At 66.1% G+C, this 20531-nt stretch carries 24 protein-coding genes; 11 read left to right on the top strand and 13 right to left on the bottom strand.

Annotated elements, in window-relative coordinates; all coding sequences use genetic code 11:
• Positions 1-358: 358 nt before the first annotated feature.
• Both arfB and IWX78_RS01550 read left to right on the top strand, forming a co-directional pair.
• Positions 359-781, top strand: a complete 423-nt coding sequence (arfB, locus tag IWX78_RS01555) for an alternative ribosome rescue aminoacyl-tRNA hydrolase ArfB (protein WP_196831626.1) — start codon at positions 359-361, stop codon at positions 779-781.
• A 120-nt stretch (positions 782-901) separates the two neighbouring features.
• Positions 902-1396: a MarR family winged helix-turn-helix transcriptional regulator gene (locus tag IWX78_RS01550; RefSeq protein ID WP_334684494.1), complete on the top strand. Its 495-nt coding sequence runs from the start codon at positions 902-904 to the stop codon at positions 1394-1396.
• Positions 1397-1453: 57 nt separating this feature from the next.
• Here IWX78_RS01550 and IWX78_RS01545 read toward each other — a convergent pair whose 3' ends face one another.
• Positions 1454-2236, bottom strand: a complete 783-nt coding sequence (locus IWX78_RS01545) for an MBL fold metallo-hydrolase (protein ID WP_334684493.1) — start codon at positions 2234-2236, stop codon at positions 1454-1456.
• A 166-nt stretch (positions 2237-2402) separates the two neighbouring features.
• On the opposite strand from IWX78_RS01545, the gene IWX78_RS01540 reads away from it, so the two are divergent.
• Both IWX78_RS01540 and IWX78_RS01535 read left to right on the top strand, forming a co-directional pair.
• A complete protein-coding gene (locus IWX78_RS01540; protein WP_196831625.1) occupies positions 2403-3590 on the top strand; it encodes a TerC family protein in 1188 nt (395 codons plus the stop codon).
• A gap of 103 nt (positions 3591-3693) precedes the next feature.
• Positions 3694-4674, top strand: coding sequence for an NAD-dependent epimerase/dehydratase family protein (locus IWX78_RS01535; RefSeq protein WP_196831624.1), 981 nt, complete (start codon positions 3694-3696; stop codon positions 4672-4674).
• 4 nt (positions 4675-4678) lie between these two features.
• On the opposite strand, the gene IWX78_RS01530 is transcribed toward IWX78_RS01535, so the two are convergent.
• Entirely contained in the window at positions 4679-5338 is a 660-nt protein-coding gene (locus IWX78_RS01530; RefSeq protein WP_196831623.1) for a histidine phosphatase family protein, read from the bottom strand.
• 143 nt (positions 5339-5481) lie between these two features.
• Between IWX78_RS01530 and IWX78_RS01525 the strand changes: the two genes are divergently transcribed.
• Positions 5482-5670: a hypothetical protein gene (locus IWX78_RS01525; RefSeq protein ID WP_334684492.1), complete on the top strand. Its 189-nt coding sequence runs from the start codon at positions 5482-5484 to the stop codon at positions 5668-5670.
• A 199-nt stretch (positions 5671-5869) separates the two neighbouring features.
• Positions 5870-6772: a DUF1206 domain-containing protein gene (locus IWX78_RS01520; protein ID WP_196831622.1), complete on the top strand. Its 903-nt coding sequence runs from the start codon at positions 5870-5872 to the stop codon at positions 6770-6772.
• A gap of 90 nt (positions 6773-6862) precedes the next feature.
• Here the strand turns inward: IWX78_RS01520 and IWX78_RS01515 are convergent, their stop codons facing one another.
• The 3 genes from IWX78_RS01515 to IWX78_RS01505 form a co-directional block, all read right to left on the bottom strand.
• Positions 6863-7417, bottom strand: coding sequence for a hypothetical protein (locus IWX78_RS01515; RefSeq protein ID WP_196831621.1), 555 nt, complete (start codon positions 7415-7417; stop codon positions 6863-6865).
• A gap of 211 nt (positions 7418-7628) precedes the next feature.
• Positions 7629-7805 carry a CsbD family protein gene (locus IWX78_RS01510; RefSeq protein WP_196831620.1) on the bottom strand — a complete coding sequence of 59 codons (177 nt, stop codon included), beginning with the start codon at positions 7803-7805 and terminating at the stop codon, positions 7629-7631.
• Positions 7806-7932: 127 nt separating this feature from the next.
• Entirely contained in the window at positions 7933-8133 is a 201-nt protein-coding gene (locus tag IWX78_RS01505) for a hypothetical protein (protein WP_196831619.1), read from the bottom strand.
• Positions 8134-8254: 121 nt separating this feature from the next.
• Between IWX78_RS01505 and IWX78_RS01500 the strand changes: the two genes are divergently transcribed.
• Complete coding sequence (locus IWX78_RS01500) at positions 8255-8872, top strand: flavodoxin family protein (RefSeq protein ID WP_196831618.1); 618 nt, start codon at positions 8255-8257, stop codon at positions 8870-8872.
• Here IWX78_RS01500 and IWX78_RS01495 read toward each other — a convergent pair.
• Positions 8841-9608, bottom strand: coding sequence for a glycosyltransferase family 2 protein (locus IWX78_RS01495; RefSeq protein WP_196831617.1), 768 nt, complete (start codon positions 9606-9608; stop codon positions 8841-8843). The genes IWX78_RS01500 and IWX78_RS01495 overlap by 32 nt on opposite strands.
• Positions 9609-9725: 117 nt before the next feature.
• On the opposite strand from IWX78_RS01495, the gene IWX78_RS01490 reads away from it, so the two are divergent.
• Positions 9726-9968, top strand: coding sequence for a hypothetical protein (locus tag IWX78_RS01490; protein ID WP_196831616.1), 243 nt, complete (start codon positions 9726-9728; stop codon positions 9966-9968).
• The gene (locus IWX78_RS01485) at positions 9955-11052 is read left to right on the top strand and encodes a YihY/virulence factor BrkB family protein (protein ID WP_196831615.1); all 1098 of its coding nucleotides are present in this window, start codon (positions 9955-9957) and stop codon (positions 11050-11052) included. Before IWX78_RS01490 ends, IWX78_RS01485 begins: the two co-directional genes overlap by 14 nt.
• A 209-nt stretch (positions 11053-11261) precedes the next feature.
• Here IWX78_RS01485 and IWX78_RS01480 read toward each other — a convergent pair whose 3' ends face one another.
• From IWX78_RS01480 to IWX78_RS01455, 6 genes are all read right to left on the bottom strand, one after another.
• On the bottom strand, positions 11262-11783 hold the full coding sequence (locus IWX78_RS01480) for a methylated-DNA--[protein]-cysteine S-methyltransferase (RefSeq protein WP_196831614.1): 522 nt from the start codon (positions 11781-11783) through the stop codon (positions 11262-11264).
• On the bottom strand, positions 11780-13273 hold the full coding sequence (locus IWX78_RS01475; protein ID WP_196831613.1) for an AlkA N-terminal domain-containing protein: 1494 nt from the start codon (positions 13271-13273) through the stop codon (positions 11780-11782). Before IWX78_RS01475 ends, IWX78_RS01480 begins: the two co-directional genes overlap by 4 nt.
• A gap of 102 nt (positions 13274-13375) precedes the next feature.
• Positions 13376-13822 carry a MarR family winged helix-turn-helix transcriptional regulator gene (locus IWX78_RS01470; protein ID WP_196831612.1) on the bottom strand — a complete coding sequence of 149 codons (447 nt, stop codon included), beginning with the start codon at positions 13820-13822 and terminating at the stop codon, positions 13376-13378.
• The gene (locus tag IWX78_RS01465; RefSeq protein ID WP_196831611.1) at positions 13809-14132 is read right to left on the bottom strand and encodes a hypothetical protein; all 324 of its coding nucleotides are present in this window, start codon (positions 14130-14132) and stop codon (positions 13809-13811) included. Before IWX78_RS01465 ends, IWX78_RS01470 begins: the two co-directional genes overlap by 14 nt.
• Positions 14133-14311: 179 nt before the next feature.
• Positions 14312-15337, bottom strand: coding sequence for an NAD(P)-dependent alcohol dehydrogenase (locus IWX78_RS01460; RefSeq protein WP_196831610.1), 1026 nt, complete (start codon positions 15335-15337; stop codon positions 14312-14314).
• Complete coding sequence (locus IWX78_RS01455; RefSeq protein WP_196831609.1) at positions 15334-16080, bottom strand: DUF4386 domain-containing protein; 747 nt, start codon at positions 16078-16080, stop codon at positions 15334-15336. Before IWX78_RS01455 ends, IWX78_RS01460 begins: the two co-directional genes overlap by 4 nt.
• A 70-nt stretch (positions 16081-16150) precedes the next feature.
• Between IWX78_RS01455 and IWX78_RS01450 the strand changes: the two genes are divergently transcribed.
• Positions 16151-16900, top strand: coding sequence for a TetR/AcrR family transcriptional regulator (locus IWX78_RS01450; protein WP_334684491.1), 750 nt, complete (start codon positions 16151-16153; stop codon positions 16898-16900).
• 19 nt (positions 16901-16919) lie between these two features.
• Here IWX78_RS01450 and IWX78_RS01445 read toward each other — a convergent pair whose 3' ends face one another.
• On the bottom strand, positions 16920-17765 hold the full coding sequence (locus IWX78_RS01445) for an SMP-30/gluconolactonase/LRE family protein (RefSeq protein ID WP_196831608.1): 846 nt from the start codon (positions 17763-17765) through the stop codon (positions 16920-16922).
• A gap of 133 nt (positions 17766-17898) precedes the next feature.
• On the opposite strand from IWX78_RS01445, the gene IWX78_RS01440 reads away from it, so the two are divergent.
• The gene (locus IWX78_RS01440) at positions 17899-20490 is read left to right on the top strand and encodes an excinuclease ABC subunit UvrA (protein ID WP_196832083.1); all 2592 of its coding nucleotides are present in this window, start codon (positions 17899-17901) and stop codon (positions 20488-20490) included.
• Positions 20491-20531 lie beyond the last annotated feature (41 nt).

Genomic DNA, 20531 nt, shown 5'->3' with positions numbered 1-20531 from the left:
CATCGAGGCTTTTACCACTTTCGACATGGGGAGAGATACCCATGTTCCGGCAGTTATCACAGAACTAGGCTCAGAAGCTCTGGCCAAGGGGCATTGGCCGGAGCCGGAGCGGAATGCACCTGTGTGATCTGCACCGGTTTGTGTAAAGAAGACCCCCTGTGAACCGTCCCTATGGCGGTTCAGAGGGGGTCTTTCAGCTGGGGGCACAGCTGGGGGATTGTGCGATTCCGGAACCCGACTCCCTCGGAGGATTCCCGCAGTCTGACCTTAGCTGCGGGTGCGGGTGCGGGATAGTCCACCCTTTGGAGGACAGCTGTCGCCGGTGTACTCGGTGATGTCGGCGTGCGACGCTTGGACAATGGATCTCGACGTGTCTCCGGCGCTGACGATCCCTGCGTCCGAACTGCGTTGGAGATTTTCGCGATCGTCCGGCCCGGGCGGGCAGCACGTGAACACGTCAGACACCCGGGTCGAGTTGTCGTGGAGCGTGGCCGAGTCGTCCGCCCTGTCCGACGCTCAGCGGGAGTTGCTCCTGGCACGCCTGGCGCAACGCCTCGTCGCCGGAGTGATCACGGTGGCCTCATCGGAGCAGCGCTCCCAGCTCCGCAATCGTGAGACCTCGCTGCTCAAACTGGCCGATCTCATCCGGAACGGGCTCGCCCCTGCACCGGTCAGCCGTCGTCCGACGAAGGCCACGCGGGGTTCGAACCGTCGACGGCTCGCCGCAAAGGGTCAACGGTCGGAGACGAAGCGTCAGCGCAGGCGACCGCCGCCCGAGTGATCCCGGCCGGTGGGAGACTACACAGCAGAAGCGGTCGCTGATGATTTCGACGTGCCGCCGGAATTTTGCGGAGGAGCACCCGATCGTGCGGCAGGATGTCAGTGAGGGGCAGGAGAGACCGTGAGGGATGACGACGAGGTGGACCTGCTGGTCGATGCCTGGGCCGATCGCATTCCTGGTGTGGACTTCACCCCGCTGGATGTCATGTCGCGGCTTCGACGCGTCGCCCTCAGACTCAGTGAACTGCGAGCGGCTGCTTTCCGAAGTGCAGAGCTGAGCAGCTGGGAGTTCGACGTCCTCGCGGCGCTGCGCCGGGCAGAGCCGCCGCACGAGATGAGCCCGATGGAACTTTCGCGGGCCACGATGATCGGCACGGCGGCGATGTCGAACCGCCTCGAGAACCTCGCCGCCCGTGGCCTGCTCGCCCGCAAGGCGAACCCCAGCGACGGGCGGAGCAACCTTGCCAGGCTGACCCCTGCCGGGATGGAGCGGGTGGACGCAGCCATGGTTGCCCTCGTTCAGCTCGAGGCCGATGAACTTCAACTGCTGACCACCCAGCAGCAGGCACAACTCGCGGGTCTTCTGAGGATCCTCGGCGGTTCACCCGGGCAGTAAGCGGCCGCGGGGAGTGTCGATGGGTGCGTCATCCGCACATCTGACGACGCTGCGGGTTCAGGAAGCACCGACGGCTTTGGCGGCCTGCACCGCCGCGCGGATCCCGGCGAGCCAGGGTTCACCGTGCCCAGGCAGCACGATCATCGCTCCGGTCTCTGCCAGTGCGGTCAGAGACTCGAGGGCTCGCGCGGAATCAGCGGTGGCGGCGCCGGCGATGATCTGAGCGCCGCGCGCACCCTTGTACGGGTCGAGGGTGACGAGTGCGTCGCCGGTGATCAGAGTGTCGCGGTCGGCGAAATGCAGCGCGCAGTGGCCGTTCGTGTGGCCAGGTGTGTACACCACTGTTGGATGCCCCGGCACGTCGAGCACTCCGCTGGACGGCAACTCGCGCACGTCGCTGACGCCCTTTACCGTCAAGGCTCCCGCAGCAGTCATGGCTGCGAGGACGTTCACGGCCCGCGGGTAGGCGAATGGGTAGAGGAAGGGCGTCCGCTCACGCCTGTATCGATACGGATGAGCGGCCAGTCGACGGTCCTCCGGGTGAACCCAGACCGGTGCGTGGGTTTCTGCGACGGCCCTCGCGGCGAACCCGACGTGGTCGAAGTGTGCGTGGGTGAGAACGAGCGCCTTGACGTCGACGAGTGACCGCCCGATCTCACCGAGCGCCGTGAGAACGTGCGACCAGGTCGACGGGAACGCAGCGTCGATGATCGTGATCGACCCGGCATCCTCGATCAGGTAACAGTTGACGTAGGCGTGTTCCAGTCGATGGATGCCGGGAGCAACATCTCGCGTGAGTGTCGCTCCGCGTCCGGATTTGGTTCGGGGCTTCATAGCCATTCGTTGCTCCTCTGTTCGGCGCCCCACAGTAGGCAGCGCGAAGAAGTGCAGACAAGGGCTTGCATCCTCACAGCAGATCGGCAGCCCCGTTTCGATACGCTGGATTCGCCGCATTTCCGATCGCTGGCCAGCACCCGCCGGCCAGCCACCTGTGAATGGACCACCGATGGATGTCTCCCCGCTGATCTGGACCCTGACCATCGCGTTCATCGTCGCGCTGCTCGTCTTCGACTTCTTCTTCCATGTGCGCAAGGCACACATCCCCACGCTGAAGGAAGCGGCGATCTGGTCGTCGATCTACGTGGGAATCGCGATCCTCTTCGGGTTCGGCATCCTCATCTTCGGTGGGGTCGACCCCGGATCGGAGTACTTCGCCGGTTACGTCACCGAGAAGGCGCTGTCGGTCGACAACCTGTTCGTCTTCCTCATCATCATGTCGAGCTTCCGGGTTCCGCGTGAAGACCAGCAGAAGGTGCTCCTCTTCGGCATCGTGTTCTCGCTCATCGCCCGCACCGGCTTCATCCTGCTCGGCGCAGCGCTCATCAACATGTTCGCGTGGGTGTTCTACTTCTTCGGCCTCATCCTGCTGCTCACCGCGGGAAACCTGCTCAAACCCAAGGGTGACGAGGGGCACTCGGCTGACAACATCATGGTGAAGATCGCCCGCAAGATCCTGCCCACCTCACAGCATTACGACGGCGACAAGCTCTTCACGATGGAGAATGGCCGTCGGGTGCTCACCCCGATGCTGCTCGTGATGGTGGCGATCGGTGGAACAGACATCCTCTTCGCCCTCGACTCGATTCCCGCGATCTTCGGACTGACGCAGGACATTTTCATCGTCTTCACGGCAACGGCGTTCTCCCTTCTCGGACTGCGCCAGCTCTACTTCCTTATCGACGGTCTGCTCGACCGCCTCGTCTACCTCTCATACGGCCTCGCCGCCATCCTCGGCTTCATCGGCGTGAAACTCATCCTTCACGCGCTGCACGAGAACAACGTGCCGTTCATCAACGACGGCCAGCCCGTTCCGGTCATCGAGATCAGCACCGGTCTCTCGCTCACGGTGATCATCGGGGTCCTGGTCGTCACGGTGATCGCCTCCGTCGTCAGCCCGCGCGGCAAGGCGCAGTCCGCGATCTCCGGCGCACGCCGTCACGCCACCGAGTACATCGACCTCGAATACACGACGGATGCCGCCGAACGTGCGCGCGTCTTCAACCGGCTGGTCGACGAGGAAAACGCGATCCGGGCGCTTCCGCCCAAGTACCGTGCGCTGGCCCGCGACGAAGCGAAGCTGATGGAACTGGTCGAACGCGCACACCGGGAACACGACGAGTCGCTCCAGCGCTGAGGCTCGCCGCCTACACTCCTGAGTTCGCGTCTACAAGAGGGGGCGCCAACACCGAACCGCTGCCGTAGGCTCGCTACCTCAGCCAACGCATCGGAGGATCCCCATGTCGCGCATCGTCGTCATCGGAGCAACAGGACATGTCGGGGGGTACCTCGTTCCGAGACTCGTCCGGGCCGGCCATGACGTCGTCGCGGTGAGTCGAGGCATCCGGTCGCCGTACCGGGATGATGCTGCCTGGAAGCAGGTCACCCGGGTCGCGCTCGACCGAGATGCCGGCGACGCCGATGGCTCGTTCGCCGGCGCGATTGCCGACCTCGATGCCGAGATCGTCATCGACATGATGTGCTTCACCGAGGACTCGGCCAGCCAATTGGTCGAGGCTTTGCGCGGGCGGGTCGATCACCTGGTCAGCTGCGGCACGATCTGGGTGCATGGCCACGGTGTCGCGGTGCCGACGACGGAGTCCGATCCGCGTCGGCCGTTCGGTGACTACGGCGTGGGCAAGGCCGCCATCGAGTCGCTCCTGCTGGCGGAGTCGTCACGTCCGGGTGGGCTGCGGTCGACCGTGCTGCACCCCGGGCACATCACCGGACCTGGCTGGCCGATGGTCAACGCCGCTGCCAACTTCGACGTCGAAGTGTGGGAGAAGCTCGCTGCAGGCGCGACGGTGACGGTGCCCAACCTGGGCCTCGAGACCGTGCACCACGTGCACGCCGACGACGTGGCCCAGTGCTTCGAGCGTGCCGTCGCCCGACCGGATGTCGCGGCAGGCAAGAGCTACCACGTCGTGTCGGAGCGGTCGATGACCCTGCGCGGGATCGCTGAGACCGCCGCCGGCTGGTTCGGCCAGGAGGCCGCACTCGAATACCTGCCGCTCGACGCGTTCCTGGAGACACTGTCGGAGGAGGACGCCGCCGCAACCAGCGATCACGTCACCCGGAGCCCGTCGATGAGTATCGCCGCGGCGGTCTCGGATCTCGGCTATTCCCCGGAGTACACCTCTGCCGAAGCGATCGCCGACGGACTCCGCTGGCTCATCGACAACGGTCAGCTGGATGCCGGCGGGCGGGAGCTGCGGGCCTGAGCCGTCAGCCGAGGGTGTCGCCGGTGGGGTCGTCTGCCGACGGGTCGCGCAGGGTCGACCCGCCGATCGGCTCGCCGTCCCACTCCTCGACGGTCCAGCCGCCGAGCACGGTGCCGCTGACGATGACGACCCCCGTGTTCGACAGGGCGTGCTCGGCCGCGTAATCGACGTCGACGTTGCCTGCCCGCGCAGCGGCCCAGGTGCGGATCGCGGCGCCGTGACTGACCACCGCGACCGTGCCGTCGTGCCCGGAGGCGATCGAGGAGATCGCTGCATCGAACCGTCCGAAGAAATCGTGCCCGTTCGGGCCGCCGGGCATCGGCCGGTCGAGGTCCCCTGACGCCCAGGAGAAGACCGTCTCCATGTACTGCATCGCGGCCGCGTGGCTGCTCAGACCCTCGAGGTCGCTCGCTTCGATCTCGTGGATGCCGTCGATCACCTGCCGCTCCAGGCCGAGGTCCGCTGAGAGCGGTGCGGCCGTCAGCTGGGTACGAAGAAGCGTCGAGACGACGATGCCGTCGATCCGTTCGTCGCGGAGAGCTCCTGGAATAGCTGCAGCCTGCCGGTGACCGAGCTCGGTCAGTCCTGGACCGGGGTGACGGGTGTCGAGGGCGCCGAGCACATTGGCTGGCGTCTGGCCGTGGCGGATGAGAAGGAGACGCATAGGAGACCAGCCTACGAGAGCGGCCTGACAGAGTTCTCGGCGTCGCATCCGCCCTGTGATCGACCCGCCAATTCGTGCTTGGCGTGTCGCAGAGATGCGTCTATGCTTCATTAACATTCGAACATATCTACGAATGAGGCATCATGGACACCCTGACGGATCGCACTGCAACGATCTGGACCGACGGTACCCGACCGCTCCGGATGTACTGGCGTGACCGACGCTGGCGGGTGTCTGACACCCCGACCGGGATCTTCGGCGAGCCGGAGTATGTGCACCCGCTCCTGACCCATGCGCCCCTCGTCCGCATTGGCCCTGGCGGTTTCAGGTGACCGATGATTCCGGGGAATCCATCGTCGTCGACGCCGTTCACGCCGAGTCGGAATGGCTGATCGTCCGAACCTACCAATGACACTGTGGCCGGGGTTGCCGCGATCCGGTGTTGAGGAGGTGAAGAATCTTTCTAGGATGAGAGCGTGACCCACCGCCCAGAACATTCCGCCGTGCCGATGTCGCCGGCGGTGACGCGTGGTGCACACAACTGACGAAGAGCCGACCGGGCCCGGCCCCGATGCCGGCAGCGACAACGCGCGCAGAATCGCCGAGATGAAGGCCGCCGCCCAGCGAGCCAACCGCGACCCGCGCGTCAGGGGGTTCGGCCGGGCCGGGCTCATCGCCAACGGGATCATCCACGTGCTGATCGGAACGATCGCCATCGGAGTCGCCTGGGGAGCGAGCGGTGACGCCGACCAGTCCGGGGCTCTCCGTAGCGTCTCCGGCGGGCCCGGCGGCGTGTTCCTGCTCTGGGCAGCCACGATTGCGCTCTTCGGACTGGCTCTGCTTCAGTGGACCGAAGCGGCGCAGGTGGTCTCCACCAAGCCGCGGCTCGTCGTCATGCGCCGCATCACCAACCTCGGCAAGGCCCTCGGCTACGCGGCGATCGGCGTAGTGGTCGGCTTCTATGCGCTCGGCGGTCGATCGGATGCGTCGGAGACGTGGCAGTCCCTCAGCGCCACCCTGCTCGGCATGCCCGGCGGAGTCTTCGTGCTCGCGATCGTCGGCGTCCTGGTGGGGACGATCGGCGGCACCCTCGTGTTTCGCGGGGTCACACGGAACTTCCGAGAAGAGCTCCGGCCGCTCGACGGCGCCGTGTCCTGGTTCGTCGGAGCCCTCGGCGTGGTCGGTCACACGGCCAAGGGGCTGGCGCTCGTGATCACAGGCGTCCTGTTTCTCGTTGCCGCCGCGTTCACCGAGCCTGGCGCCGCTCGCGGCCTGGACGGGGCATTGAAGTGGGTGGCCACGCTCCCGCTGGGCGGCGGTCTGCTTCTGGTGCTGATGGCGGCTGGCTTCATCGCCTACGGGTTGTATCTGTTCGCCCGCGCTCGCTACCTGCGCAAGGGGCCGATGGTAGTGACATCCGTCAACGAGCGCTGACCGTCTGAACCGACGAATGCTCGCCAGGCACGGGTGCCTGACGAGCATTCGCTCGACTGATGAGTCGCTGAATCCGACTCGTGCCGCTACTTAGTCGCCGAGTCCGAGACCCAGGCCACCGAGAACGTCGTCGACCAGGTTGTCGACCTCTGCGTCGATTCCATCGACCGAGCCGCCGCCGACGCTGGAGTCTGTCTCGGTTCCGTTGCCGACCGGTGCGTCGACCGGGGCTTCGACTGGAGCTTCGACCGGTACCTCTACCGGAGCCTCAACCGAGGTGTCATTGCCACTTCCCACCGGCACGTCGTTGCCACTGCCGACAGGGACGTCGTTGCCGTTACCGACGCTGTTGCCGCTGCCCACGTTGTCGACGGGCACGTCGACGATCGGGCCGTTCACGACTCCGCCTTCGACGAGGGAGACGTCGTTGCCGAGCACCCCGTTGCCGGTGTTGCCGGCGAGGGTGCCGTTGAGGATGTCCGTCAGGCCATCGATGGTGCCCTGGAAGCTGTCCGCACTGCTCGTGCTCGTCTCGGTGTAGTCGAGCTCGGATGCCTGTGCCGGTGCCGCGATAGCGACGGTGGCGAGTGCTGCTGCAGCGCCGAAAGCGCCGATGGTTCCCATGCGAGTGGTGATCTTGTTCATAGTGATGAACTCCTCTTTCTCGTTGTGTTCCGGCCTCAGAAATTTCCCGGGCCGCAACGAGACATTCGGAAGCACTCGCACGGTGGATTGGATGGATGTGCCCTGTTCAGGGGGCTTTCAGGTTCGGGCCCGGCAACACGCCCAGCCATTAACGAGAAAGTGGCCCGGTCTCCGCAAAGGCAGCGGAGCCGGGCCACAATGGCTAGGAGCTTCACTTGTCGGTGAATGCATCCTTTACGTTTTCGCCGGCCTGCTTGAGGTTGGCCTTGGACTGGTCGCCCTGACCTTCCGCCTTGAGGCGGTCGTTGTCAGTAGCGTCGCCAAAGCCTTCTTTGGCCTTTCCAGCAGCTTCTTGAGCGGCGTTGCCGATCTTATCTCCGAGTCCCATATAGTTCCTCGCTTTCTGTGGTTGGCGATCCGCGAGAATCCGCGGCCTAACGTCATACAGGCTAGGCAACAGCTCGACCGGGGCTCAAGGCCTTGACAAGATCAGAGCACGGGATCACTCGCCCCGGCTAAAGATCCGGGTGCCTGAACCGGTCGTCGGCGAGCTGCGTCGAGTCGGATGATTCGGGATCGAGCGCCGGAACGTGCGTGTCTGAGTCACGTTCCTCTTCGACGGTTTCCTCGCTCGTTCCGCCTCCGGTCGCTGTGCTGCCCGGTCCGAGCAGTGCGCCGTCCGGGGCGTTCTCGTTGTGGTCGAGCGGGTCGCTCATGACTTCTCCTCTGGTCGGATGGCCCAGTCTGCCGGGAGGCTCTCCGACCGTCAAGCTGCGACCGGGTGACCGTGAATGCAAGGCCTTGACGGAGGCATCCCGACCTCGTTTCACTGGCCTGATGACTACTTCACCACTGTCCGCGTTCGCCCTTGTCTGCACCCTGACCCCGTCGCCGGAACCGTCGAGCAGCGACCTGCTCGCCGACCAGTTCCTCGAGGCGCTGGCCGGTCACGGAGTGAGTGTCGACAAGGTGAGGGTCGTCGACCACGACGTGAAGCCCGGGGTGCAGACCGACATGGGTGACGGCGACGCATGGCCCGCGATCCGGGCGAAAATTCTCGCCGCAGATATCCTCCTCATCAGCACGCCGACCTGGGCAGGACACATGTCGAGCATTGCGTCTCGAGTGGTCGAGCGGCTCGACGCCGAGCTCTCGGAGACGGATGCCGCTGGTCGGCCGATTCTCTACGACAAGGTTGCCCTCGTCGCCGTCGTCGGCAATGAAGACGGTGCGCACAAGATCAGTGCCGACCTGTTCCAGGCCCTGAACGACTACGGGTACACGATCCCGGCACAGGGCGTGTCCTACTGGAACGGCGAAGCCATGCACACCACCGACTACCAGGACCTCGACAGCACTCCCGAGGTCACGGCATCCGCCCTCTCGGGCGCCGCGGCGAACGCCGTGCACCTGGCAACGGCGCTCAAGGGCGACGGATACCCGAAACCGGAGTGAGCTGGCGCGGGGCGGCCGCACGTCGGGCCGCCCGCCTCCGCCACGGGGATTCGGCGAGGGTGTTCACCGCGACGGTGCCGACACCCCACGACACCCGGCGCGCGAAGCTGCTCCAGTCCGCGAACGGTCTGGCAGAGATGGCGACGCTGAGGTCAGGGGCGAAATGCACCGTCATGCCTGGGCGGAACTGAAAGCTCAGGTCGAGGTCGTCGTGCACGTCGGCCCTGCCGCGGTGAGCGGTCTGCCGGAGCACTTGCCACGCGTCAGCCCGGATGGCGCAATTCGATCCGAAGAGGGGCGGATGCCCGAGCAGACGCTCCATCGACCAGAAGTAGCTCGGCAGGTAGCAGGAGCGACCGAACCAGCGATCGAACGCGCTCCCACCATAGAATTCGGCCGGGCCGGTCGCTGCTGAAATCTCCGGGCGGTCGAGAAACACGGACTCGAGGTTCTCCAGCCAGTCCTCGGCAGGTATCGAGTCCGCGTCGATCCGGGCGAAGATCTCCCCGGTCGCCGCATCGAAGCCGGCACTCGTCGCCGCCGGGATGCCGCGCTGCGGTTCGAACACGACGCGCGCGCCGGCCGACCGTGCGACCAGCGCCGAAGCATCCGTGCTCGCATTGTCGACGACGACGATCTCGTCTGCGAGACGCGTCTGATTCGCGAGAGCGGTAAGGCAGGTCTCGAGAAGGTCGGCGTCGTTGTAGACGGGGATGATCACGGAAATGCGAGGCACGGATTCACCTTACGGAGATCGGCGGGATTGCGCCGCGGGGTTGCGTATTGCTGCCAGTTCTGCCGCCGGTGGGCAAGCCCCCTGTCGGAACCGCGCGCGGGGAATATGGTGAGTGGCATGGCTGATGAGAATGACATCACGATGACGCTCCCCACCGACCGTCGCGACCGCGACAGCAGCATGGGCGAGCAGGTACGGATCCTCAATCTCGAGGAGCTCCGGGAGGACCTCGCGTCGACGATCGCCGAGGTCCGCCGTCGGGTGTCCGCCGGCATGGTGGTCGCGGTGTCCGCTGCCTTCGTCGGCATCATCGTTGCAGCCGTGCTTGCGATCACGAGGGGCGACCATGGCTCGGAGTAACGACGACGAGCGCGACGAGCGGGCACGCGACGACGACGACACGGCTCTCGCCGCGGCGCCGTCGGATTCGGAGCTGGCGCGAGAAGCGGCATCCGACGCTGTCGTCCGCACGCCGGTCAAGCTGACGCTCGGTTCCTTGCCTCCGATCTTCCGGCGCGCTCTGCAGCAGTTCGGAAAAGATCAGGTCGGCGACATCGCCGCTGCTCTGACCTACTTCGCCGTGCTCGCGATCTTCCCCGCAATCCTCGCGATCGTGTCGCTGTTGTCGCTGGTGAACCAGGGCTCCAACGTCACCGATCAGTTGTTGTCGATTTTCGGTTCGATAGCGCCGGAGGACACGATGAAGACGATCGAGGGGCCGATCACCGACCTTACGGCGACGCCTGCGGCCGGTCTGGGTTTCGTCGTCGGTCTCGTTGGCGCGATCTTCTCGGCATCCGGTTACGTTCGTGCATTCTCTCGTGGGATGAACCGCATCTACGCAGTTGAAGAGGGGCGCACGTTCCTCAAGCTGCAGCCCGTGATCCTGCTGGTCACCATCGTTTCGCTGGTGGTGCTGACAGCGATGGCGCTGATCCTGGTCATCAGCGGAGATATCGCCGAAGCGATCGGCGGGTTCATCGGCCTGGGCGACACCGCGCTGCTCGTCTGGAACATCGCGAAGTGGCCAGTGCTCGCCGTGCTCGCCATGCTCATTCTGGCGATGCTCTACTACGCCACGCCCAATGTGAAGCAGCACAAGTTCCGGTGGCTCACCATCGGGTCGGTCACGGCGATTCTGGTGTGGGCGGCGGCCACCCTCGGGTTCTTCTTCTATGTCTCGAACTTCGGCAACTACGACGCGACCTACGGCACCCTCGGTGGCATCATCGTGTTCCTGCTCTGGCTCTACATCAGCAACATGGCGCTGCTCTACGGAGCCGAGGTCGACTCGGAGGTCGAGCGCGTGCGTGAACTTCACGCGGGCATCAAGGCTGAGTACGCCATCCAGCTGCCGCTGCGCAGCACCGCGATGATCGACAAAGCCATCGAGGCTGAGGCGAAGTCTGTGCTCGAGGCGAAGAAGCTGCGCCAGGAGAGCTGAGCCGCTGAGCGCCGCCTTCAGCTTCGGGTCCCTTGCCCCGGCCATGCTCCAAATTCAGGAGATTCTGCTTCCTGAGACCGCAAATTCAGGAGATTCTGGCGACGCGCCGTACTGAGAGCGCGACCATACGGCGTGTCGCACCAGATCTCCTGAATTTGGAGTTCCCGCCTGGGGCTGCGAGGCGTGCGCAGGCGGTGCCGCGCATCCGCTCAGCTGGCGGCGGCAGCCTCGCGCGCGAGCAGCGAGCGTTTGACGTCGAGCCCCCAGGCGAATCCGCCGAGCGAACCATCGGTGCGGAGCACCCGATGGCACGGCACGAAGAGGGCGGGCGCGTTGGTGGCGCAGGCGCTCGCCGCAGCACGCACTGCACGCGGATTGCCGATGGCCGCAGCGAACTCCGTGTACGTCTGCGGGTGTCCGGGGCGGATGCGACGCAGCTGCGCCCACCCGCGCATCCGGAATTCGCCTCCACGCTGAGCGACGACGACGTCATCGATCGCCGCGACGTCTCCGGCGTAGTAGGCGGTGACGGCATCCGTCGCGGCGAGGTGACCGTCGACGAGCGATGCTGGGCGGAGTTCGGGGGCGATGCGGGAGACGAGAGCGTCGACGGATGCCATCCAGCCTGACGCGAGCACAGCACCGTCGGCGCGCGCCACCACCGTGAACGGTCCGTCGGGGGTCTCGACGGTCTCGTGGGTGGCTGGTTCGGTGTGAAGTGGGGTGCTCATGAGATCTCCGTGCGGATCGGGACGGGAAGCGGGGCAGGAATCGGAGCCGGTAGTCCGGCGGCGCGCCAGAGGTGCAGGCAGAGGTACGACCGCCAGGGTGAATGGTGGGCAGCGTATGCGGCGAGGGGGCGGGCGTCGCCTGGCAGCCCGAGGGCCCGAGCGCCGGATCGTACGGCGACGTCGCCCGACAGAAAAATGTCGGGGTTTCCGAGGACCCGCATGCCGACGTAGCCTGCGGTCCAGTCGCCGATTCCGGCGAAGGCGGTCAGCCTGGTGTGCTGCTCGACAGGGTCGTCTCCGAGGCCGAGGGTGAGAGCTCCGGAGGCCAGCGCATCCGCGATGCGCATGACTGTCTCGATCTTGGCGCGGGGGCCGACGAGTGCCGAACGCCCGTCTGCGGCGATCTGGGCGGCGGTCGGAAAAAGTCGGGTGATCGTGTCGGGTTCGTCGACCGGTGCGAGGTCTGTGCTGCAGGCGTCCGCCAGCCGGTTGAGCTGAGTGCGGGCCGCAGCGACCGTGATCTGCTGGCCGATGATCGCGCGAAACAGCATCTCCTCCGCGTCGACAGCACCAGGAAGACGGATGCCGGGAATCGCCGCCACCCGTGGTGCGAGCGCAGGGTCGGTGCTCAGGGCGCTGTCCACGGCGATCGGGTCGGCGTCGAGGTCGAACAGCCGGCGCACCCGTGCGACGAGTGTGGGCAGGTCGCCAAGTTGAGTGAGGCGGGCATCGAGTCGCAGCGAGGTGCCGTCGAAGCTGACCTCGAACCGGCCAGGACCGCCAGGCAGTTGCAGGGCGCGGGCATACGAGGTCGGCGTGGCGAGCTCGACGCCGGTCACGGCGCGTGGGGCGAGCCAGGCGAAGACGCCCGCAGCGTCGAACGGCGCTCGGAACGGCAGCGTCAGCGACAGGGTGCCCGGGGTCGCGGAGTGCGGAGCCCGCTTCGCGCGGATCTCGCCGGGCGTCAACTCGAAGACCTCCGAGATGGTGTCATTGAACTGACGAATGCTGGCGAAACCGGCCGCGAAGGCGACATCGGCGACGGGCAGATCCGTGGCTGTGAGCAGCGTGCGGGCGGTCTGCGCCCGGTGAGCGCGAGAGAGGGCGAGCGGCCCTGCGCCGAGCTCGGAGTGCAGTACGCGGGTGAGGTGACGTGACGAGTAGCCGAGCCGGCCGGCCAGGCCGGGGACACCCTCACGCTCGATGATCCCATCGCCGATGAGGCGCATGGCGCGGGAGGCGAGGTCGTTGCGGAGGTTCCACGCCGGAGTGCCGGGAACCGCCTCGGGGAGGCAGCGCTTGCAGGCTCGGTAGCCGGCTTCGTGGGCGGCTGCGCTCGTGGCGTAGAAGGTGACGTTCTCGGCCCTGGGTGTGCGTGCCGGGCACGACGGGCGGCAGTAGATACCGGTCGTGCGCACCGCCGAGATGAACTGCCCGTCGAATCGGGGGTCCTTCGCCTGGATGACGCGGTACCGTTCGGTGAAGTCCATTGCTTCAGACTGTCACAGCGGATGCCGCGTCGCTAGCGGAAATCGGACATCGCCATTGGGGCGTGGTGGCCCGCGCGATCTCCTGACCTGCGACTCATGCGGTCAGGCCTCTTCGGGCTCCGGGCACCGCAGCTTGGCGGTGAGGCCGGCGAGTTGCACGAGTTCGGCGTCCGTGAGCGCCGACCCCATCAGCTGAGTGATCGTCTGCATGTGCAACCGGGCGACCTCGCGGTACTGTTCGAAACCGGCATCCGTGATGGCCACGATCGTGCCGCGCTTGTCGGTCGGGTCAGGATGCTTCGACACGTATCCACGCGCGACCAACCGGTCGACGAGGCGGCTCACGCTGGGCTGGCTCAGCAGCACGAGCTCGTTGATGTCGCGCAGGCGGGCGCGGCGCTCGGGCTGCAGAGACAGGTTGAAGAGCACGTCGTACTCGTTGAGTGACATCGTGCGTGTGGGGAACTCGGATGCGAGCGCGCGAATGACGCCGACCTGTGCCCGGAACAGCGACTCCCAGGCGGACACAGCCAGATCACGATCCGTCATTCGAGCCTCCCTGACCGTCAAGCCTAGGGCTTTCGCCCGTCGCGTTCAGCCCCTGTTTCGGGGCGATCGCCCCGCGGTAGAGCAGCACGAGGCCGGTCACGTTGAGGGCGGCGCCGAGGACGGCGATGAGGATGCCGAAGACGATCGACAGCGGATTCGATGTGAGCACGAATGACAGCGCGAGCAGGATGCCGGTGGCCAGGATGAGCAGGCCGAGACCGAAACACGCGATGCCGAGGACGACACGGGATGAGAACAGGCGTGGATGCTCCGTCGGAGGGACGGTCGGATCCGGGTCGGCTGCGCTCATGCTCTCAGGGTATCCGCCCGGTCGATGTCGCCCGTTAACGGATTGAAGGCCGGTCGTAGAGGCTTACGACCGGCCTTCCCCTTGCACCAAGAGTGTCCTGCAATCACATTCCGCGGGAGCTGCCACAGCAAAACAACTTCCGCTCTCTGAATATATAACGGAAAGGTAACAGCGTCTAGTTATCGAAACGTTATTTTTCTGGGAGTTGTCCGACGAGCGGTCGAATCCGGTGTGGAACCGCCGATTCTCACGACGACGGCGCCCTTCTTTCTTCCGGTGTCGACATAACGGTGCGCGTCAGCGATGTCGGCCAGGTCGACGATCCGGTCGAAGGAGGGTGTGATGCGCCCGGAGGCAGCATGTTCCATAACCGAGGCGAGGTCGCTACTCGTGACAGTGACACCGGTCACCATGCGTTTCCCTGTGCGTCGGCGCCGACGGCGCGCGGCGATGAGATCGTGGAGATCGGTGACGACGGAGAGGAGTGTTCCCCCGGCGGAGAGGCGCTTCTCCAGTTCGTCGAACGGAACGTTGCCGACACAGTCGACGATGACGTCGTACGTGGTTGCCTCGTCTGCGAACCGGGTGCGTGTGTAGTCGATGACGCGCTCGGCGCCGCAGGAGCTCACCAGCTCTGCGTTCGCGCCGCTGCAGACAGCAGTCACCCGCGCGCCCGCGCGGCTGGCAAGCTGCACGACGGCTGTTCCCACGGCACCCGACGCGCCATTCACGAGCACCGTTGTGCCGGTCTCAAGATCGGCCTGCCGCAGAAAGGCCGTCGCGGTGATCCCGCCGAAGACGAGGGCTGCGGCCTCCTCGAAAGTCAATCCGGCGGGCTTTGTCGTTATGGCGGCATCGGCTGTCACGAGCGCATATTCGGCATGCCCGCCGAAGTGGCTCCCGAGCCATGCGACGACTTCGTCTCCTGGCGAGAACGTCGTCACATCCGAACCCACGGATTCGACGATCCCGGCGATGTCCATCCCGAGCACGCGGCGTCTGGGCCTGAAGAAGCCGAGCGTCAACGAACTCAGCACGCTCAGCCCGCGGGGAACGCGCTTGGCTCGGGACCGGCTGTCAGCGGCGCTGACCGTGCTGGCTGTGACTCTGACGAGTATTTCATCGCGGCGGGGAGTGGGCTTCTGGAGGTCGACGATACGGACGACATCTGGCCCTCCGAATCGGCGATAGACGGCCGCTCTCATCGCTCTGCTCCTGCCGTCAGCTCGGCACGGGCGTGCGGTGAGACGAGCCTCGCGATCGCATCGCGCCGAAAGCCCCTGGTGAGCAGGTAGGCACCCATCCCGAACTCCCACACCGTCAACCCCAGCGCGCCAATCGCGGAGACGGGGGATGCCGGCCCCCAGAGTCCGAAAAGCACGCCGACCGCCCCGACGAGGAGAAATGGCGCCCCGATGAATCCGAACACGGGCAGAACGCGAGGAATGAGGCGCGAGCGATACATCAGCGGGCCGAGAAGCAGAGCGTTGATCGCGGGAATCATCCCCTGACCGAGAAGCGTCGTCCACGTGTTCTGGGCCAGAAGCGCGTCACCGATGAGGCCGGCATCCTCACCGGTGCCGACCTGTCGAATCGTGACGATGGACATGAGCGCTACAACGCCGGCGAAGATGGCGGCCGCCTCGAGGATCCGCATGCCGACGAATCCGAGGGCGAGACCCTCGTTCTGACGCTTGACGACCGGAAACAGCGCTACCGCCGTACCGATGCACGCGAGGGCGACGATGACCTCGAGAACACCCCCGACGATGACGGGCGTTTCCGCCCCGCCGCCTGCGATGAAGCCCGGATCGCTCTTCACCTGGTTGTAGAGAACGACGGTCGGGATGGACGCGAATGTGAGCAGATAGAGCGCTCCTGCGGCCACCGAGTTTCCTCGGAACGAGGCAACCCGGCGCGACGCTGGTGGGCGAGTGGATGTCTTCATGGCTGTTCCTTAATCGAGAGAAGTGTACGTTGTACACCTTGGTTGAGACCGTAGAGTGTACTTTGTACACTTGTCAAGGAGTGGAGCCGAACCCGGCGGAAAGAAGTGGATGAGTCAGCAGGCGGATGCCACTCGGCGAGTTCGATTGAACCGGGATCGCGTGCTCGATGCCGCCGTCGCCCTCGCCGACCAGATCGGCATCGATGCGCTGAGCATGCGCCGCCTCGCCCAGGAGTTGGCCGTCGTTCCGATGGCGCTCTATAAGCACGTCGGAGACAAGGAGGATCTGCTCGACGGGATGGTCGAGCAGATCATCCGGGAGATCGATGATCCCGTTCAGGACATCGACTGGAAAAGTGCGCTGCGGTTACGGGTTCTCTCAGCGCGAAGCGCCCTCCAGCGCCACCCCTGGGCGAGGCAGGCCATCGAATCGCGACGAAACCCCACGCCGGCGGTGCTCGAGTACCAGGATTCGATCGCCGAGATCTTTCTCACCGGCGGCATCACCCCTGACCTCGCCCATCACGCCATGCACACTCTCGGGGGACGGATGTGGGGATTCACCCAGGAGCTCTTCGACGGATCTGCAGGCCCTGAGGACGAGACAGTACCGGGTATTGAAGCCCAAGCCGCCACGATCGCCCACATGGTGGAGCGCTATCCCCATGTCGTGACCATCGCTACGGCCACGCAGCATGACGAGGGCTCCGTCGTTGGTCATGGCTGCGACGACCAGTTCGAGTTCGAATTCGCCCTCGACCTGCTCCTCGACGGGTTCGAGCAACGCCACCTCAGGGGATGGACATCGGCGAGGACCTGACCAGCGGTCGAGGAGCGGTTCAGCCTGCGAACTCGCGCACCGGCATCCCGGTCACTCCGACCTTCACATGGAAGAGCGAGCCGGCGAGCGGGTCATCACCCGGGTTGAGGTTCTCCCTCGACGTGGTGATGAACAATTCGTCGAGCGCTGCCCCGCCGAGCGTGCACGCCGTGACCTGGCGGGCACCGACCTCGATGACCTCATCGAGTCGGCCGTCGTCTCGGTACCGCCTCACCTCTCCCGAGCCGTTCATCGCGACCCAGACCCCGCCCTCGGCGTCGACCGTGAGCCCGTCGGGGTTGTCGTCGTCCGCCATCGTGACGAAGTGGCGCCGACCGGTCAATCCGCCTGCTGCGTCATAGTCGAAGAGCTGGATGCTGTGGGTCGCGGTGTCGTTGTAATAGGCGAGCGATCCGTCCGGGCTCCAGTCGATACCGTTCGACACGGTGGCTCCGTCGAGTACCGGCCGCACGGACAGATCGGAGTCGAGCCGGTACACACTGGCTGCTCCCGGCCGCTGGTCGTAGGCCATCGAGCCGGCATAGAACCGTCCGTCGGGATCGCATCCGCCCTCATTCATCCGGATGCCGGGGTCGGCCCAGATCTCGTCGAGGGCCGTGACGGTTCCGTCGGCGCCTTCGATGGCGAGGCCGCGCTCGACGGCGATCACCGCTCCGCCGCCCTCGCGAGGGCGGACAGCCGCCGCGATCGCGCCGACGTGGCGGCGGTTGATCGTGCCGGACTCCGTCAGCGACAGGATGTCACCGGCCAGCATGTCGACCCAGCGCAGGCCACCCCAGCCCGGCGACCAGACGGGACCCTCAGCATGGTAGGCGACCGGATCGGTGAGCTGCTCTGCCCGCATGGGTTCAGTCCTTCCGTGATCGCCGGAGATCCGGCGCGCTGGTCTGCGATGCTACCGCGCGCCTGTCCGAACGGTCCGGCGGTTGTCGTCGTGCGCGAACCGGTGTGCCGCGCGACTCGAAGTGCGGATGTCAATGCCCCCGCAACGCTCAGACGCGACACCTAGTGTTGAGCCAGTGTCGACCCTGCTGCAGAACTCCGCCCTCGATCTCCCCGACGCGGACGACAACGGATTCGTTCGGGTGCGCGGTGCCCGCGAGAACAACCTGAAGGACGTCGACGTCGACGTTCCGCGCGGCAGCATCGTCGCCTTCACCGGTGTCTCCGGCTCGGGCAAATCGTCGCTCGCGTTCGGCACGATCTTCGCCGAAGCCCAGCGCCGTTTTCTCGAGTCCGTCGCCCCGTACGCGCGCCGTCTGATCGCGCAGGGACACACGCCGCACGTCGATGCGATCACCGGGCTTCCCCCCGCAGTCGCGCTGCAGCAACGCCGCGGAGCCCCGAGCTCCCGTTCGACGGTCGGCACGCTGACGACGCTCTCCAATTCGATGCGGATGCTGTTCTCGCGGGCCGGCTCCTACCCGTCGGGAATGGCGCGTCTCGAGTCCGATTCATTCTCACCGAACACCGCCACCGGTGCGTGCCCGCGTTGTCACGGACTGGGCATCGCGCACACCGTGACCGAGGCATCCGCCGTTCATGATCCGACGCTGAGCATTCGCGACGGTGCGATCACCGCGTGGCCCGGCGCGTGGCAGGGCAAGAACCTGCGCGATGTCGTCGTCAACCTCGGTTATGACATCGAGTCACCGTGGCAGGACCTGCCGCGCGGCGACCGGGACTTCCTGCTGTTCAGCGACGAGCAGCCGGTTGTCGAGATCATCCCGCAGCGGGACCGGGTGGCGAAGCCGTACAAGGGCCGATTCTGGAGCGCCAAAAGCCACATCATGCACACGCTCGCCGACTCGAAGAGCGAGTCGCAGCGCGCTCGCGCTGCGCGGTTCGTCGAGACCGGCCCGTGCGACCTCTGCGGAGGAAGCGGGCTCACCCGGGCCGCGCTCTCGGTCACCTTCGCCGGGTCCACGATCGCCGACCTCAATGCTCTCCCGCTGTCGCAGCTGGCCGAGGTGCTCCGGCCGACGACGCTGTTGAGCACCGCGGATGCCGCCACCTCAGACGCCTCGTCAGGGGAGACCACCGAGGTCGCCGTCGCGATCGCGATCGATCTGCTCGGCCGCATCGAAGTGCTCGACAGCCTGGGCCTCGGCTACCTCGGTCTTGGCCGCAGAACCCCGACGCTGTCGCCGGGTGAAATGCAGCGACTTCGGATCGCGACACAGCTGCGCTCCGGCCTGTTCGGTGTCGTCTACGTGCTCGACGAGCCCTCCGCCGGCCTGCACCCCGCCGACGCCGAACCGCTCATGGTCGTCCTCGAAAAACTCAAGGAATCAGGCAACTCGGTCTTCGTCGTCGAGCACAACATGGATGTCGTCCGCCGGGCGGACTGGCTCGTCGACGTCGGCCCGGGCGCGGGCACAGGCGGTGGCTCGGTTCTCTACAGCGGCCCGGTCGCCGGACTCGCCGACATCGAGGCATCCCTCACCCGGGAGTTCCTCCACCGCGACGCGACATCCGTTGTTCCTCGACCGGCTCGGCGGAGGCCTGAGGGCACCCTGGGGCTGTGCGGAATCACCCGGCACAACCTCGTCGACCTCGATGTCGAGGTTCCGCTCGGCGTGCTGACCGTCGTCACCGGGGTCTCCGGTTCGGGCAAGTCCACCCTCGTCAGCCGCGTGCTTGCCGATGCCGTGCGCGACGGCCTGCGCAAGAGGGGCGGGAGGGCCGCGCCGGTCGACGAGCCCACCGACGTTCCTGATGACCTCGACGCCGAGCCGGCCGCCGTCACCGCTCTCGATGCCGTGACCGGGCTCGACGCGATCGACCGGCTCGTGCGGGTCGATCAGCGCCCCATCGGCCGCACCCCACGGTCGAACCTCGCCACGTACACCGGGCTCTTCGACGCCGTCAGGGCGACATTCGCAGCCACACCGGATGCCGTCGCGCGCGGCTATGACGCCGGCCGGTTCTCGTTCAACGTCGCCGGTGGTCGCTGCGAGACCTGTCTCGGTGAAGGGTTCGTCGAGGTCGAGCTCCTTTTTCTTCCCGGCAGCTATTCGCCGTGCCCGACCTGCGGCGGTTCACGGTACAACGCAGACACGCTCGAGATCCTCTATCACAGCAAGCACGTGGCCGACGTGCTGCGGATGACCGTCGACGAGGCGGCCGGCTTCCTGGCCGGGGTCCCGGCTGCGGCGCGAAGCCTCGCGACCCTGCGCGATGTCGGCCTGGGCTACCTGCGACTGGGTCAGCCGGCAACGGAACTGTCGGGAGGGGAAGCCCAGCGCATCAAGCTCGCCACCGAACTGCAGCGCGCCAGGCGCGGACACACGCTGTACGTGCTCGACGAACCGACGACCGGGCTGCACCCCGCCGATGTGCGGCTGCTGATGACGCAGCTCAACCGTCTCGTCGATGCGGGCAATACCGTCGTGCTCGTCGAGCACGACATGGATGTCGCCGCCGACGCGGACTGGGTCATCGACATGGGCCCGTCCGGCGGAGAGGCCGGCGGTCGCATCGTCGTCGCCGGCGTTCCGTCGACCGTCGCGGAGCATCCCGAGAGCAGGACAGCCCCGTACCTGGCAGATCGCCTGCCGAAGAGGTAGCGACGACGGGTGGCGTTCGCCAGGCAGTCACCGCAGAAAGA

The organism is Mycetocola sp. CAN_C7, assembly GCF_015752285.1.
GTDB lineage: Bacteria > Actinomycetota > Actinomycetes > Actinomycetales > Microbacteriaceae > Mycetocola_A.
Note: the sequence above shows the minus strand (reverse complement) of the source record. Positions and strands in the feature narration are given on the sequence as shown.

Bases quoted from the DNA above. Each gene is read 5' to 3' on its own strand.
- arfB (WP_196831626.1), top strand. From the start codon at position 359: ATGGATCTCGACGTGTCTCCGGCGCTGACGATCCCTGCGTCCGAACTG.
- IWX78_RS01545 (WP_334684493.1), bottom strand. From the start codon at position 2,236: ATGGCTATGAAGCCCCGAACCAAATCCGGACGCGGAGCGACACTCACG.
- IWX78_RS01540 (WP_196831625.1), top strand. From the start codon at position 2,403: ATGGATGTCTCCCCGCTGATCTGGACCCTGACCATCGCGTTCATCGTC.
- IWX78_RS01535 (WP_196831624.1), top strand. From the start codon at position 3,694: ATGTCGCGCATCGTCGTCATCGGAGCAACAGGACATGTCGGGGGGTAC.
- IWX78_RS01530 (WP_196831623.1), bottom strand. From the start codon at position 5,338: ATGCGTCTCCTTCTCATCCGCCACGGCCAGACGCCAGCCAATGTGCTC.
- IWX78_RS01525 (WP_334684492.1), top strand. From the start codon at position 5,482: ATGGACACCCTGACGGATCGCACTGCAACGATCTGGACCGACGGTACC.
- IWX78_RS01515 (WP_196831621.1), bottom strand. From the start codon at position 7,417: ATGAACAAGATCACCACTCGCATGGGAACCATCGGCGCTTTCGGCGCT.
- IWX78_RS01510 (WP_196831620.1), bottom strand. From the start codon at position 7,805: ATGGGACTCGGAGATAAGATCGGCAACGCCGCTCAAGAAGCTGCTGGA.
- IWX78_RS01505 (WP_196831619.1), bottom strand. From the start codon at position 8,133: ATGAGCGACCCGCTCGACCACAACGAGAACGCCCCGGACGGCGCACTG.
- IWX78_RS01500 (WP_196831618.1), top strand. From the start codon at position 8,255: ATGACTACTTCACCACTGTCCGCGTTCGCCCTTGTCTGCACCCTGACC.
- IWX78_RS01490 (WP_196831616.1), top strand. From the start codon at position 9,726: ATGGCTGATGAGAATGACATCACGATGACGCTCCCCACCGACCGTCGC.
- IWX78_RS01485 (WP_196831615.1), top strand. From the start codon at position 9,955: ATGGCTCGGAGTAACGACGACGAGCGCGACGAGCGGGCACGCGACGAC.
- IWX78_RS01480 (WP_196831614.1), bottom strand. From the start codon at position 11,783: ATGAGCACCCCACTTCACACCGAACCAGCCACCCACGAGACCGTCGAG.
- IWX78_RS01475 (WP_196831613.1), bottom strand. From the start codon at position 13,273: ATGGACTTCACCGAACGGTACCGCGTCATCCAGGCGAAGGACCCCCGA.
- IWX78_RS01470 (WP_196831612.1), bottom strand. From the start codon at position 13,822: ATGACGGATCGTGATCTGGCTGTGTCCGCCTGGGAGTCGCTGTTCCGG.
- IWX78_RS01465 (WP_196831611.1), bottom strand. From the start codon at position 14,132: ATGAGCGCAGCCGACCCGGATCCGACCGTCCCTCCGACGGAGCATCCA.
- IWX78_RS01460 (WP_196831610.1), bottom strand. From the start codon at position 15,337: ATGAGAGCGGCCGTCTATCGCCGATTCGGAGGGCCAGATGTCGTCCGT.
- IWX78_RS01455 (WP_196831609.1), bottom strand. From the start codon at position 16,080: ATGAAGACATCCACTCGCCCACCAGCGTCGCGCCGGGTTGCCTCGTTC.
- IWX78_RS01445 (WP_196831608.1), bottom strand. From the start codon at position 17,765: ATGCGGGCAGAGCAGCTCACCGATCCGGTCGCCTACCATGCTGAGGGT.
- IWX78_RS01440 (WP_196832083.1), top strand. From the start codon at position 17,899: ATGCCCCCGCAACGCTCAGACGCGACACCTAGTGTTGAGCCAGTGTCG.